The sequence below is a fragment of the Staphylococcus sp. IVB6240 genome, assembly GCF_025558425.1.
Classification (GTDB): Bacteria; Bacillota; Bacilli; order Staphylococcales; family Staphylococcaceae; genus Staphylococcus.
The window spans coordinates 272,300-287,962 of the sequence record NZ_CP094718.1; the positions used below are offsets into that span (position 1 = coordinate 272,300).

Annotated in this window: 12 protein-coding genes; 10 read left to right on the forward strand and 2 right to left on the reverse strand. The window is 37.8% G+C overall.

The window, feature by feature from the left end; translation table 11 throughout:
• The first annotated feature begins 117 nt into the window (after positions 1–117).
• The 6 genes from rpoC to tuf all read left to right on the forward strand — a co-directional run bounded on the left by rpoC (position 118) and on the right by tuf (position 8,791).
• Positions 118–3,735: a DNA-directed RNA polymerase subunit beta' gene (gene rpoC, locus MUA88_RS01280; RefSeq protein ID WP_346014889.1), complete on the forward strand. Its 3,618-nt coding sequence runs from the start codon at positions 118–120 to the stop codon at positions 3,733–3,735.
• A 189-nt stretch (positions 3,736–3,924) separates the two neighbouring features.
• Positions 3,925–4,179: a ribosomal L7Ae/L30e/S12e/Gadd45 family protein gene (locus tag MUA88_RS01285; RefSeq protein ID WP_262604356.1), complete on the forward strand. Its 255-nt coding sequence runs from the start codon at positions 3,925–3,927 to the stop codon at positions 4,177–4,179.
• Between the two features lie 94 nt (positions 4,180–4,273).
• Positions 4,274–4,687, forward strand: coding sequence for a 30S ribosomal protein S12 (rpsL, locus tag MUA88_RS01290; RefSeq protein ID WP_044359258.1), 414 nt, complete (start codon positions 4,274–4,276; stop codon positions 4,685–4,687).
• A 65-nt stretch (positions 4,688–4,752) separates the two neighbouring features.
• Positions 4,753–5,223, forward strand: coding sequence for a 30S ribosomal protein S7 (gene rpsG / locus MUA88_RS01295; RefSeq protein WP_014614746.1), 471 nt, complete (start codon positions 4,753–4,755; stop codon positions 5,221–5,223).
• Between the two features lie 145 nt (positions 5,224–5,368).
• Positions 5,369–7,450, forward strand: a complete 2,082-nt coding sequence (gene fusA / locus MUA88_RS01300) for an elongation factor G (RefSeq protein ID WP_262605657.1) — start codon at positions 5,369–5,371, stop codon at positions 7,448–7,450.
• Between the two features lie 153 nt (positions 7,451–7,603).
• On the forward strand, positions 7,604–8,791 hold the full coding sequence (tuf, locus tag MUA88_RS01305) for an elongation factor Tu (protein WP_262604358.1): 1,188 nt from the start codon (positions 7,604–7,606) through the stop codon (positions 8,789–8,791).
• A 222-nt stretch (positions 8,792–9,013) separates the two neighbouring features.
• Here the strand turns inward: tuf and MUA88_RS01310 are convergent, their stop codons facing one another.
• Both MUA88_RS01310 and MUA88_RS01315 read right to left on the reverse strand, forming a co-directional pair.
• Positions 9,014–9,121, reverse strand: a complete 108-nt coding sequence (locus tag MUA88_RS01310; protein ID WP_095115235.1) for a putative holin-like toxin — start codon at positions 9,119–9,121, stop codon at positions 9,014–9,016.
• Positions 9,122–9,657: 536 nt separating this feature from the next.
• Positions 9,658–10,824, reverse strand: coding sequence for an amidohydrolase (locus tag MUA88_RS01315; RefSeq protein WP_262605658.1), 1,167 nt, complete (start codon positions 10,822–10,824; stop codon positions 9,658–9,660).
• Between the two features lie 112 nt (positions 10,825–10,936).
• On the opposite strand from MUA88_RS01315, the gene MUA88_RS01320 reads away from it, so the two are divergent.
• The 4 genes from MUA88_RS01320 (at position 10,937) to MUA88_RS01335 (ending at position 15,534) form a co-directional block, all read left to right on the forward strand.
• Positions 10,937–12,127 carry a glycine C-acetyltransferase gene (locus tag MUA88_RS01320; protein WP_262604360.1) on the forward strand — a complete coding sequence of 397 codons (1,191 nt, stop codon included), beginning with the start codon at positions 10,937–10,939 and terminating at the stop codon, positions 12,125–12,127.
• 219 nt (positions 12,128–12,346) lie between these two features.
• Positions 12,347–13,306: an NAD-dependent epimerase/dehydratase family protein gene (locus MUA88_RS01325; RefSeq protein WP_262604361.1), complete on the forward strand. Its 960-nt coding sequence runs from the start codon at positions 12,347–12,349 to the stop codon at positions 13,304–13,306.
• Positions 13,307–13,477: 171 nt separating this feature from the next.
• A complete protein-coding gene (locus MUA88_RS01330) occupies positions 13,478–14,560 on the forward strand; it encodes a branched-chain amino acid aminotransferase (RefSeq protein ID WP_262604362.1) in 1,083 nt (360 codons plus the stop codon).
• Between the two features lie 236 nt (positions 14,561–14,796).
• Complete coding sequence (locus tag MUA88_RS01335) at positions 14,797–15,534, forward strand: HAD family hydrolase (protein WP_262605659.1); 738 nt, start codon at positions 14,797–14,799, stop codon at positions 15,532–15,534.
• The last annotated feature ends 129 nt before the right edge of the window (positions 15,535–15,663 follow it).

Genomic DNA, 15,663 nt, shown 5'->3' on the forward strand with positions numbered 1-15,663 from the left:
CTAAACCATGCCCATGCGTGTTTTGGATGAACGTCTCAGCTATACAATAACGATATAAATCAGACGTTGTTATCAATCAATTTGCATAGCTAATTTAAACTAAAGGAGGTAGGCTCCTTGATTGATGTAAATAAATTCCATTACATGAAAATAGGACTCGCTTCACCAGAAAAAATCCGCAAATGGTCTAAAGGTGAAGTTAAAAAACCAGAAACAATCAACTACCGTACATTAAAACCAGAAAAAGATGGTTTATTCTGTGAAAGAATCTTCGGACCAACAAAAGACTGGGAATGTAGTTGTGGTAAATACAAACGTGTACGTTACAAAGGTATGATCTGTGACCGTTGTGGTGTAGAAGTTACAAAATCTAAAGTACGTCGTGAACGTATGGGCCACATCGAACTTGCAGCACCTGTATCACATATTTGGTACTTCAAAGGTATTCCAAGTCGTATGGGCTTATTATTGGATATGTCACCACGTTCATTAGAAGAAGTTATTTACTTTGCTTCATATGTTGTGGTAGATCCAGGTCCAACAGGTTTAGAGAAAAAATCATTGCTTTCTGAAGCAGAATTCCGTGATTATTACGATAAGTTCCCTGGTCAATTTACAGCTAAAATGGGTGCTGAAGGTATTAAAGACCTATTAGAAGAAATTGACTTAGATGAAGAACTTAAACTTTTACGCGATGAATTAGAGTCTGCAACAGGTCAACGTTTAACACGTGCGATCAAACGTTTAGAAGTTGTTGAATCATTCCGTAACTCAGGAAACAATCCTGCTTGGATGATTTTAGATGTACTTCCAATCATCCCACCAGAGATTCGTCCAATGGTACAACTTGATGGTGGCCGTTTTGCAACAAGTGACTTGAATGACTTATACCGTCGTGTTATCAACCGTAACAACCGTTTAAAACGTTTATTAGACCTTGGTGCACCTGGCATCATCGTACAAAACGAAAAACGTATGTTACAAGAAGCTGTTGATGCTTTAATCGACAACGGTCGTCGTGGTCGTCCAGTTACAGGTCCAGGTAACCGTCCACTTAAATCATTGTCACACATGTTAAAAGGTAAACAAGGACGTTTCCGTCAAAACTTACTTGGTAAACGTGTTGACTATTCAGGTCGTTCAGTTATCGCCGTTGGTCCAAACTTGAAAATGTACCAATGTGGTTTACCAAAAGAAATGGCACTTGAATTATTCAAGCCATTCGTTATGAAAGAGTTAGTGCAACGTGAAATTGCAACAAACATCAAAAATGCGAAAAGCAAAATTGAACGCATGGAAGATGAAGTATGGGATGTATTAGAAGACGTTATCGTTGAACACCCAGTATTGCTTAACCGTGCACCAACACTTCACAGACTTGGTATCCAAGCATTCGAACCAACACTTGTAGAAGGTCGTGCGATCCGTTTACATCCACTTGTTACAACAGCATACAACGCGGACTTTGACGGTGACCAAATGGCCGTACACGTACCGTTATCAAAAGAAGCACAAGCAGAAGCACGTATGTTAATGCTTGCGGCACAAAACATCTTGAACCCTAAAGATGGTAAGCCAGTAGTTACACCTTCTCAGGATATGGTACTTGGTAACTACTACTTAACATTAGAGCGTGAAGATGCTGTAAATACAGGTATGTTATTTAATGATACAAATGAAGTGTTAAAAGCGTATGCTAATGGTTATGTACACTTACACACACGTATTGGTGTACAAGCGGCATCATTTAACAACCCAACATTTACAGAAGAGCAAAACCGTAAAATCTTAACAACATCAGTTGGTAAAGTAATTTTCAATGAAATCATTCCTGATTCATTTGCATATATTAACGAACCAACTGCAACAAACCTAGAAAAGAATACGCCAGACAAATACTTTGTTGACGCAACTGAACTAGGTGAAGGTGGATTAAAAGCATACTTTGAAAATACTGAACTTGTACCACCTTTCAATAAAAAATTCTTAGGAAATATCATCGCAGAAGTGTTTAACCGTTTCAGCATTACAGATACGTCAATGATGCTTGACTTAATGAAAGACTTAGGATTCAAGTACTCATCAAAAGCAGGTATTACTGTAGGTGTTGCCGACATCGTTGTATTACCAGACAAACAAGAAATCTTAGACGAATCAGAAAAACTTGTTGAACGCGTACAAAAACAATTCAGCCGTGGTTTATTAACTGAAGAAGAACGTTATAATGCAGTTATTGAAATTTGGACACAAGCGAAAGATAGAATCCAAGAGAAACTGATGAAATCTCTTGATAAAACAAACCCAATCTTTATGATGAGTGACTCAGGTGCCCGTGGTAACGCATCTAACTTCACGCAACTTGCAGGTATGCGTGGTCTGATGGCCGCTCCATCTGGTAAAATTATCGAACTTCCAATCACATCATCATTCCGTGAAGGTTTAACAGTATTAGAATACTTCATCTCAACTCACGGTGCGCGTAAAGGTCTTGCCGATACAGCACTTAAGACAGCCGACTCAGGTTACTTAACACGTCGTCTTGTTGACGTTGCACAAGATGTTATCGTGCGTGAAGAAGATTGTGGTACTGACCGTGGTTTACTCGTTTCAGATATCAAAGAAGGTACAGAAATGATCGAACCATTCATCGAGCGTATTGAAGGCCGTTACTCTAAAGAGACAATTCGTCATCCAGAGACAGATAAAGTCATTATTCGTCCAGACGAATTAATTACAGCTGAAATCGCTAAAGAAATTACAGATGCAGGCATTGAAGAGATGTACATCCGTTCAGCATTTACTTGTAACACACGTCACGGTGTATGTGAAAAATGTTACGGTAAAAACTTAGCGACAGGTGAAAAAGTTGAAGTGGGTGAAGCAGTTGGTACAATTGCCGCTCAATCAATCGGTGAGCCTGGTACACAATTAACAATGCGTACATTCCATACTGGTGGGGTAGCCGGTAGCGATATCACGCAAGGTTTACCTCGTATCCAAGAGATCTTTGAAGCACGTAATCCGAAAGGTCAAGCCGTGATTACTGAGATCGAAGGTGTGGTAGACAACATTACAGTTGGTAAAGACAGACAACAAGAGATTGTGATTAAAGGTGCGAACGAATCACGTTCATATCTTGCATCAGGTACATCACGCTTGAAAGTAGAAATCGGACAATCTGTTGAACGCGGTGAAGTATTAACTGAAGGTTCAATTGAGCCGAAAAACTACTTAGCGGTAGCTGGTTTGACAGCAACTGAAGCGTACTTACTTAAAGAAGTACAAAAAGTTTACCGTATGCAAGGTGTAGAAATTGATGACAAACACGTTGAAGTAATGGTACGTCAAATGTTACGTAAAGTACGTATCATTGAAGCTGGCGATACGAAGTTATTACCAGGTTCATTGGTAGACATCCATCACTTCACAGATGCAAACCGTGATGCATTCAAAGAGCGTAAACGCCCAGCGACTGCAAAACCAGTATTACTTGGTATCACGAAAGCATCACTTGAAACAGAAAGTTTCTTGTCTGCAGCTTCATTCCAAGAAACGACACGTGTTCTTACAGATGCAGCAATCAAAGGAAAACGAGATGACTTACTCGGCTTGAAAGAGAACGTTATCATCGGTAAATTGATTCCTGCAGGTACAGGTATGAAACGTTACAGTGACGTATCTATTGAGAAAGAAGAAGCACCAGAAAACGTTGAAACACAATTTATCACTGAGTAATCATATAGTGAGAGCATGGGGCACAATGTGGCCCCATCTCTTTTCTTATAAATATTGTTAAAATGAAATAGTGAGTACTGTTAGAACTATAAAATCCTGTGATTTATTAGCAATAAGTGTTGACGAACTGTTGATAGAGATGATAATATAGTAAAGGTTGATGCAAGCAGTACTTTGGAGGATATGAAAATGTCTAATGAAAAAGTCACACGCTTAGATAATGAAACCTATGTTGTGGGTCTCAAGCAAACGCTTAAAGCGTTAAAGAGACAGCAAGTCAAGGAATTGATTATAGGTGAAGATGTTAATATTCATTTATTAGCACGCGTGTTAAGCTTTGCCAATCAAAATACGATACCTATTACGTTCTTTCCAAGCAGAAAACGACTTGGAGAACATGTTGGTATAAAGGTAAAAGCAACAGTTGTTGCATTACTGAAATGAGATTAGTAAGTGTAATGCTTACTAAATTTTATTTAACTTAAAAATGAACCACCTGGATGTGTGGAATTAAGAGGACAAGAGAGGAGGACAATAAATGCCTACTATTAACCAATTAGTACGTAAACCAAGACAGAGCAAAACTAAAAAATCAGACTCACCTGCTTTAAATAGAGGTTTCAACAGTCAGAAAAAACAATTCACTAAGTTAAATTCACCACAAAAACGTGGTGTATGTACACGTGTGGGTACAATGACACCTAAGAAACCAAACTCTGCGTTACGTAAATATGCGCGTGTGCGTTTATCAAACAACATTGAAATCAACGCATACATTCCTGGTATCGGACACAACTTACAAGAACACAGTGTTGTACTTGTTCGTGGTGGACGTGTAAAAGACTTACCTGGTGTGCGTTACCATATCGTACGTGGTGCATTAGATACTTCAGGTGTTGAAGGTCGTATGCAAAGCCGTTCATTATACGGTACTAAAAAACCTAAAAAATAAGTTTAATCGACATTAAACTCAAATAGAACAATAATCAACTATAATAGGAAGGGAGGACTTGTATTATGCCTCGTAAAGGATCAGTACCTAAAAGAGATGTGTTACCAGATCCAATTCACAACTCTAAATTAGTTACAAAATTAATTAACAAAATTATGTTAGATGGTAAGCGTGGGACTGCTCAACGTATTCTTTATTCAGCATTCGACTTAGTTCAAGAACGTTCTGGTCGTGATGCAATGGAAGTATTCGATGAAGCAATCAACAATATTATGCCAGTACTTGAAGTTAAAGCACGCCGTGTAGGTGGTTCTAACTACCAAGTACCTGTAGAAGTTCGTCCAGAGCGTCGTACTACTTTAGGTTTACGTTGGTTAGTAAACTATGCGCGTCTTCGTGGTGAAAAAACTATGGAGGAACGTTTAGCTAACGAAATCTTAGACGCAGCCAACAACACTGGTGGAGCCGTTAAGAAACGTGAAGACACACACAAAATGGCAGAAGCGAACAAAGCATTCGCTCACTACCGCTGGTAAGATAAACGCTAATCCCCTGAGCACTTATCGTATAAATGATGATCAGCAAGCTGCATAAGCAGTTTGGTGTTTGTCTTATACATGCTTAGGGTAAAGCTATATCTGACTATATAATCCAATTATTCTGGAAGGAGAAAGAATACCCATGGCAAGAGACTTTTCGTTGAAGAACACTCGTAATATCGGTATCATGGCTCACATCGATGCTGGTAAAACGACGACTACTGAACGTATTCTTTATTACACTGGCCGTATTCATAAAATTGGTGAAACACATGAAGGTGCTTCACAAATGGACTGGATGGAACAAGAGCAAGACCGTGGTATCACTATCACATCAGCTGCAACAACAGCTGCATGGAATGGTCACCGCGTAAACATCATCGATACACCTGGACACGTAGACTTCACTGTAGAGGTTGAACGTTCATTACGTGTACTTGATGGTGCAGTAACAGTACTTGACGCACAATCAGGTGTAGAACCTCAAACTGAAACAGTTTGGCGTCAAGCAACAACTTACGGTGTACCACGTATCGTATTTGTAAACAAAATGGACAAAATGGGTGCGAACTTCGAATACGCAGTAAGCACTTTACATGACCGTTTACAAGCGAACGCAGCACCTATCCAATTACCAATTGGTGCTGAAGATGAATTTGAAGCAATCATTGACTTAGTTACAATGAAATGTTTCAAATACAACAATGACTTAGGTACTGAAATCGAAGAAATCGAAATCCCAGCTGACTACCAAGAACGCGCTGAAGAAGCTCGTGAAGCGTTAATCGAGGCAGTTGCTGAGACAAACGATGACTTAATGGAAAAATACTTAGGTGGAGAAGAATTAACTGTTGAAGAGCTTAAAGACGCTATCCGTCAAGCAACAACAGATGTTGAATTCTACCCTGTATTATGTGGTACAGCATTCAAAAACAAAGGTGTTCAATTAATGTTGGACGCAGTTATTGACTACTTACCATCACCATTAGACGTTAAACCTATCATTGGTCACCGTTCTGATAACCCTGAAGAAGAAGTAGTCGCTAAAGCTGATGATGATGCAGAATTCGCAGCATTAGCATTCAAAGTTATGACTGACCCTTACGTTGGTAAATTAACATTCTTCCGTGTGTACTCAGGTACATTAACTTCAGGTTCATATGTTAAAAACTCAACTAAAGATAAACGTGAACGTGTAGGTCGTATCCTACAAATGCACGCGAACTCTCGTGAAGAGATCAGCACTGTTTACTCAGGTGATATCGCTGCTGCTGTAGGTCTTAAAGACACTGCAACTGGTGACACGCTTTGTGGTGAGAAAAATGACATCATTCTTGAGTCAATGGAATTCCCAGAGCCTGTAATTCACTTATCAGTTGAACCTAAATCTAAAGCTGACCAAGATAAAATGGCACAAGCTTTACAAAAATTACAAGAAGAAGACCCAACATTCAAAGCACATACTGATGAAGAAACTGGTCAAGTTATCATCGGTGGTATGGGTGAGCTTCACCTTGACATTATCGTTGACCGTATGAAGAAAGAATTTAATGTAGAAGCTAACGTTGGTGCGCCAATGGTATCTTACCGTGAAACGTTCAAACAATCCGCTGCAGTACAAGGTAAATTCTCTCGTCAATCTGGTGGTCGTGGTCAATACGGTGACGTTCACATCGAATTCACACCTAACGAAACTGGTGAAGGTTTCGAATTCGAAAACGCTATCGTTGGTGGTGTTGTTCCTCGTGAATACATCCCTTCAGTTGAACAAGGTCTTAAAGATACAATGGAAAACGGTGTATTAGCTGGATATCCATTAATCGATGTAAAAGCAAAATTATTTGACGGTTCATACCATGATGTCGATTCATCTGAAATGGCCTTCAAAATTGCTGCATCATTAGCACTTAAAGAAGCTGCTAAAAAATGTGATCCTGTCATCTTAGAACCAATGATGAAAGTTACAATCGAAATGCCTGAAGAATACCTAGGCGATATCATGGGTGACGTAACAGCACGCCGTGGACGCGTTGATGGTATGGAAGCACGCGGTAACGCACAAGTAGTTAACGCTTATGTTCCACTTTCAGAAATGTTCGGTTATGCAACATCATTACGTTCTAACACACAAGGTCGCGGTACTTACACAATGTACTTTGATCATTATGCAGAAGTACCAAAATCAATTTCTGAGGAAATTATCAAAAAGAATAAAGGTGAATAATTCATTCGTTTAATTATCACTTGTTTATAAATTGATTTTTTCATTAAAATGCTTTATAAAGGTAGTAAAGAAAATATGCCTCATGAAGGTGAGTAACTTTCATGAGACATATTAAAAAATATAATTCTTAATTTGAATAGGAGAGATTTCATAATGGCAAAAGAAAAATTTGATCGCTCAAAAACACATGCCAATATTGGTACTATCGGTCACGTTGACCATGGTAAAACAACTTTAACAGCTGCTATCGCAACTGTATTAGCAAAACACGGTGACAGTGAAGCTCAATCATACGACATGATCGACAACGCTCCAGAAGAGAAAGAGCGTGGTATCACAATCAATACTTCACACATCGAATACCAAACTGAAACACGTCACTATGCACACGTTGACTGCCCAGGTCACGCTGACTATGTTAAAAACATGATCACTGGTGCTGCACAAATGGACGGTGGTATCTTAGTAGTATCTGCTGCTGACGGTCCAATGCCACAAACTCGTGAGCACATCTTATTATCACGTAACGTTGGTGTACCAGCATTAGTAGTATTCTTAAACAAAGTTGACATGGTTGACGACGAAGAATTATTAGAATTAGTTGAAATGGAAGTTCGTGACTTATTATCTGAATACGACTTCCCAGGCGATGACGTACCTGTAATCGCTGGTTCAGCATTAAAAGCTTTAGAAGGCGATGCTGCATACGAAGAAAAAATCTTAGAATTAATGCAAGCTGTTGACGAGTACATCCCAACTCCAGAACGTGATTCTGACAAACCATTCATGATGCCAGTTGAGGACGTATTCTCAATCACTGGTCGTGGTACAGTAGCTACTGGCCGTGTTGAACGTGGTCAAATCAAAGTTGGTGAAGAAGTTGAAATCATCGGTTTAACTGACGAATCAGCTAAAACAACTGTTACTGGTGTAGAAATGTTCCGTAAGTTATTAGACTACGCTGAAGCTGGTGACAACATTGGTGCATTATTACGTGGTGTTTCACGTGAAGATGTACAACGTGGTCAAGTATTAGCTGCTCCTGGTTCAATTACACCACACACAAAATTTAAAGCGGAAGTTTACGTATTATCAAAAGACGAAGGTGGACGTCACACTCCTTTCTTCTCTAACTACCGCCCACAATTCTATTTCCGTACTACTGACGTAACTGGTGTTGTTAACTTACCAGAAGGTACTGAAATGGTAATGCCTGGCGATAACGTTGAAATGGAAGTTGAATTAATTTCTCCAATCGCTATCGAAGACGGTACTCGTTTCTCTATCCGTGAAGGTGGACGTACTGTAGGATCAGGCGTTGTAACTGAAATCCACAAATAAGATAAAATTTTATCTTTGAGATAATAGAAAAGGCTAGCGCATTTGCGCTAGCCTTTTTGTATGTATTCCAATTGATGATGTATTGCATAAAAAAGTAAACTATGCTACATTTAAAATATAAAAGGGACATGCTGTTACATGTCCCATGAGCCCGTTAAAAAGACGGTGACTATCATTAGTACTTAAAAAATAACTACCAATTCCGGTCAAAGAAAGTGGTGGTTATTTTTTATGGTCGAGTTTTATTATTGCGACAACAAGTCCTAATAAAGATACGACAAAAGTGCCGAATGCAATCATTAAGATTAATGCGTCTGCAATACTTACCATACGGGCTTTTCCTTTCTAAAGATTTCAGTTATGCCGTTCATAGGCATCACCTCCTTATACTCAGATAGCCACCATCCACTTAACTTGCTCGATAATATTCTAGCACAACGTTCTTTTTAAAACTATATATTTATTTTTATTAAATAAGAATTGTGTGAAAATATGGGTACATAGCGTATATTAAAGACGATGATTATCGTGTGATGACACATTAATAAAGAAATTAATTATCAGGTTCTATGGTAGAGAAAAATTTTAATTTCAAAGATGATATTTAAAGCTATTTAATTAATAAGACAAAATCATGCATATTGCGTTCTGAAATAAATTATGTTAAAAATTGTATCTAAATAGGACATGCTGTTACATGTCCCATGAGCCCGTTAAAAAGACGGTGACTATTATTGATAATTAAAAAATAACTACCAATTCGCGTCAAAGAAAGTGGTGGTTATTTTTTATGGTTTAATTTAATGATTGCGACAATTAGAAAAGACCTTAAATTTCAGTTATGAGATTTAAGGTCTTTTCGTCATTTAAAGTACATTTTCTAATTCTAATATTTTCATAAATGTGCTCACTGTGTATTTCATGGCTGATTCATCAATATCAAAGTGAGGACTATGGTGAGGCCAGTCTGTTTGTTTTTCTGCATTACCACAACCAGTAAAGAAAAAGGCACCAGGTAAAGCGTGTAAGTAATAAGAGAAGTCCTCACCAATCATCATTAAATCAGAATCATGGTACCGGAAGTTTAAGTCATTGGCAGCTGTTTTAACAATTTCTGCTGAAGCTTCATGATTATAAACAGGTAGATAACCATTAACATAATCTAAGTCATAAGTGATATCATTAGCCACAGCTAGACCTTGTAGCAGTTTGTCTAACTTTACATGTATATGTTTTTGTACGTTTGTATCAAAAGTACGAACAGTTCCACGACAATGTGCTGTATCTGGTATCACATTATCTGCATCACCAGCTTCAATTTTACCAAATGAGATGACTGCTTGTTTTACTGGATCAAGTGTACGAGAAATAATTTTTTGTGTACTTAAAATAAACTCTGCCATGATGACAATCGGATCAATTGTCTCGTGAGGTTTTGCACCATGCCCCCCTTTACCATAAATTGTAATATTAAATTCATCTGGTTGTGCCATCATAGCACCAGGGCGTGTATGGATTGTCCCAGTAGGATAGCCACTCCATAAGTGATTGCCATATACTTTATCAACACCGACAAGTGCATTATCAGCAATCATGCCTTGTGCACCACCAGGCATTTCTTCTTCGCCATATTGGAAGATGAGTACAACGGCTCCTTTTAGTTCTGATTGATGTTCATGTAGGAGTTCGGCAACGGTTAATAAGATGGCAGTATGACCGTCATGACCACAAGCATGCATCACTCCAGGGATTTTTGAGCGATAAGGGACCTCTTTCATATCATCTATTGGCAATGCGTCAAAGTCTGCACGCAAAGCAATGGTTGGTCCTTGTTCAGTATTACCAATCGTTGCAACAATACCATTTTCACCCACACGTTCTTGAATGTCGAAGTCAAGTTCTTTTAACTTTTCAAGAATATATGCATGTGTTTTTGTTTCTTGAAATGAGCGCTCTGGATATTGATGCAAGTGACGGCGTATCGCAATGGTTTCATGTTCTTTTTCGATAGCACGTTGAAACCAATCCGTCATGGGTCATCCACTCCTTTATAAAGATTATGATAATATTATACACTTGCTTTTAACTTTCTTCAAAATACGATATGATAAGGGTGTATTAGCAAATAGGAAAGGGGAATGAATCGTGGTACAAAGATTACACGACTTTCTAGAAGAAAATATTAACTATTTGAAAGACAATGGATTATACAACGAGATTGACACAATTGAAGGTGCAAATGGCCCTCAAATCAAAATTGCAGGCAAAGAATATATCAACTTATCTTCTAACAACTACTTAGGCCTTGCGACAGATGCAGACTTAAAAGCAGCAGCTAAAGAAGCTGTAGATTCTCATGGTGTGGGTGCAGGTGCTGTTCGTACAATCAACGGAACACTTGACTTACATGATGAATTAGAAAAAACTTTAGCAGAATTTAAAGGTACAGAAGCAGCAATTGCTTACCAATCAGGTTTTAACTGTAACATGGCAGCAATCTCAGCTGTAATGAACAAAAATGATGCAATCTTATCAGATGAATTAAACCATGCATCTATTATTGATGGTTGCCGTTTATCAAAAGCGAAAATCATTCGTGTAAACCATTCAGATATGGATGATTTACGTCAAAAAGCAAAAGAAGCTGTAGAATCTGGTCAATATAATAAAGTAATGTACATTACAGATGGTGTATTCAGTATGGATGGCGATGTTGCCAAATTACCTGAAATTGTAGAAATCTGTGAAGAATATGGCATTATGGTTTATGTGGATGATGCGCATGGTTCTGGTGTAATGGGTAAAGGTGCTGGAACAGTAAAACATTTTGGATTACAAGATAAGGTTGACTTCCAAATTGGTACATTATCTAAAGCCATTGGTGTTGTAGGTGGATATGTTGCGGGTTCTCAAAAATTAATCGACTGGTTAAAAGTTCAATCACGTCCATTCTTATTCTCAACATCTTTAGCACCTGGAGACACAAAAGCTATTACAACAGCAGTGAAAAAGTTAATGGCGTCTACAGAACTTCATGATAAACTATGGGATAATGCAAATTATCTTAAAGAAGGCTTAAATAAATTAGGCTTCAATACAGGTGAATCAGAAACACCAATCACACCAGTTATTATTGGTGATGAGAAGAAAACACAAGAATTTAGTAAACGTTTAATGGAAGAAGGCGTTTATGTTAAATCAATCGTCTTCCCAACGGTACCACGTGGCACAGGCCGTGTACGTAATATGCCAACAGCTGCACATACAAAAGAAATGTTAGATGAAGCATTGGCTGTATATGAACGTGTTGGTAAAGAATTAAATGTTATCTCATAATTAATATACACATAAGCGTAGTGACTCATAAAAGTTGCTGCGCTTTTTAAATATAAGGAGATATCGTCATGTTTTATAGAGAAATGTAAACTTTAGGTGTTTTCCCTACGTGTACAAGTAAGCGCTTAAATGTTATAATGTGTACAAAGAGTTAGTTAATGAGCATAACAAGAAAACATTTGTGTTTATCAGAAAGACAGTTAGGAGATGTCATCATTTATGAAAAGAATATTTATCACTGGTGCATTAGGTCAAATCGGTACAGAACTTGTTGTAAAATGTCGTGAAATTTATGGGAATGAAAATGTTTTAGCAACAGACATTCGTGAGCCAGAAGCAGGCTCTATTGTCGCTGAAGGTCCATTTGAAATTTTAGATGTAACTAATGCTGAAAAAATGGAACAATTAATTGCTGACTTTAAACCAGACACAATGATGCATATGGCAGCATTACTATCAGCAACTGCTGAACAAAAACCATTACTTGCATGGAACCTAAATATGGGTGGTTTAGTGAATGCTTTAGAAGCTGCACGTAAATATGATTTACAATTCTTCACACCAAGCTCAATTGGTGCATTTGGTCCGAATACACCTAAGAAAAATACACCTCAAGTTACAATCCAACGTCCAAACACAATGTATGGTGTGAACAAAGTTTCAGGTGAGTTATTATGTGATTACTACTTCACAAAATTTGGAGTAGATACGCGTAGTGTACGTTTCCCAGGCCTTATTTCTTATGTAAAGGAACCAGGTGGCGGAACAACAGATTATGCTGTTGATATTTATTTCCAAGCAGTTCGTGAAGGTAAGTATACAAGCTATATTAATCGTGGAACATATATGGACATGATGTTCATGGATGATGCCATTGATGCCATTATTAAGTTGATGGAAGCAGATGGCGGCAAATTAATTAACCGTAACGCATATAACGTAAGTGCAATGAGTATTGAACCAGAAATGGTTAAAGCAGCCATTCAAGAACATGATCCAAACTTCACTTTAGACTATGATGTAGATCCTGTACGTCAGGGTATTGCTGAGAGCTGGCCGGATAGTATTGATACAAGCTGTGCGCGTGGCGAATGGGGCTTTGATCCAAAATATGACTTAGCAGCAATGACAAAACGTATGCTTGATGCAATTAGAGAAAAAGAAAATCAAAAAGCTTAATACTGATAACTTATGAGATAGTGCATGTTTAGAAGGCGTGTACTGTCTCTTTTTTCATATTTAGATAATGAGTATGAATATATTAAATTTTCTAAAAACTCATTGAATTATTATGATTGAGTTGTTATAATGCTTGTATTACATTTACATATTTTACAGGGGGCATTTATTATGACAGATTTAGTGAAATTAGAACAACGCCAAGAGTTAAAAGAGAAACCAGATCAATCCTCTTTAACATTTGGTGAAGTATTTACAGACTATATGTTAAGTTTTGAATATACAGAAGGCCAAGGCTGGCATGATTTGAAAATCGTTCCATATGCGCCTATTGAAATCTCACCAGCTGCACAAAGTGTACATTATGGTCAATCTGTATTTGAAGGGTTAAAAGCATATAAACATAACGGAGAAGTTGTCTTATTTAGACCAGATGAAAACTTCAAACGTATTAATGTCTCATTAGAGCGTTTAAAAATGCCACGCATTGATGAGGACTTATTATTAGAAGGTTTAAAACAGCTTGTTGACGTAGACCGTGATTGGGTTCCTGAAGGTGAAGGACAATCATTGTATATCCGTCCAGTTGTTTTTGCGACAGAAGGTATATTAGGAGTAGCCCCGTCTAAAAATTACCGTTTATTAATTATTTTATCACCATCAGGATCTTATTATGGTGGAGACTCATTACGTCCTACAAAAATTTATGTTGAGGATGAATATGTTCGTGCAGTACGTGGTGGTGTTGGTTTTGCGAAAGTTGCGGGTAACTACGCAGCTAGCTTACTAGCACAAGCAAATGCGAATGCACTTGGATTTGACCAAGTACTTTGGTTAGATGGTGTAGAACAAAAATATGTTGAAGAAGTTGGAAGCATGAACATCTTCTTCGTAATTAACGGAAAAGTTGTGACGCCATCATTAAATGGTAGTATCTTACCTGGTATCACACGTAAAACAGTACTTGCATTAGCTGAAACACTCGGCTATGAAGTAGAAGAACGTCGTGTATCTATTGATGAGTTATTCGAGCACTATGAAAAAGGTGAATTAGAAGAAGTCTTTGGTACAGGTACAGCAGCCGTGATTTCTCCAGTTGGTGAATTACAATTTAAAGATCAAAAAATGGTTATCAATAATAATGAAACAGGAAAAATCACTCAAGCGTTATATGACAACTATACAGGTATTCAAAGTGGTAAGTTAGATGATCCACATAACTGGCGTTTAGTCGTACCACATTATGAAAGATAAGTAATCATTCTTATAGATGAAGGCATCCCATATCAAAATGATGGTGTGGGGTGTTTTTTGTTTTGAAGAACGGAAATAAAACACTCATTCAACTGGAAGATCAAACATGTTATGGTGTATATAAAGAAGATAGTTGAAGGTATTAGAGGGAGTAAGAGACCCAAATCATTATATCTAACTTCCTTTGTACATAATGGTTGATGAAGAACGAAAATTCCAGGAAATAGGTGACAAGGATGGCAATTAAATGGTTATTATTTGATAAAGATGGTACGCTGATTCAATTTGATCAAAGTTGGGTCAAGGTTGGTATTCAGTTAGTAGACGATGTGTGTGAACATTTTGAAATAGCAGAACGCAGCATAGTTTATGATGCTATTGGAATAGAAGAGCAGGCATTTCGATCAGGAAGTGTCATGGCATCTGGCTCACTTGAAGAAATGACAGCCATATTTAATCAATATACTCATGTAGATACATATGACTGGGTTTGCGCACGTAGTCAACAGTTAATTGATACTCGCGAACCTGAAAGTAAGTTGTATCCCGGGGTTCGTGAAGCTTTGATTCAACTAAAAAGCCATGGTTATCAATTGGCAATTGTGACAGGGGATAATGCTCAAGGCGTGTCGCACTTTTTGAACGAAACAGGGATGGAAGATGTGTTTTCATGTGTGATTTCAACAAATGGCGATAATTATGAAAAACCAGATCCACGTCTTCTACAGCCACTATGGTCACTTGGGGTAGAGGGAGAAGAGATGATTATGATTGGTGATACAGATTTAGATATGGAAACAGGGAAGCGCGCTAGATGTGCTAAAAACATTGGTGTGAAAACTGGTTTGGGACGTGAAGCGACATTTGACGAAGCGGATGTTGTATTAGAAGATGTCACACAATTGATAGATTATCTGGAGGGGTGGAATAATATTGTATTAAAAGATGTGAAGCAGAGTGAAAAAGAAAAGTGAGCACAATAATACATTTATTTCTGTATCGAACTGGATATGATTTACTGTTATATTGTATATGCAATTCTGTTATAATGAGTGCGAGTGTGACAATTAAAAGCTCTGAAATAAATGTTGTGAGATATATTA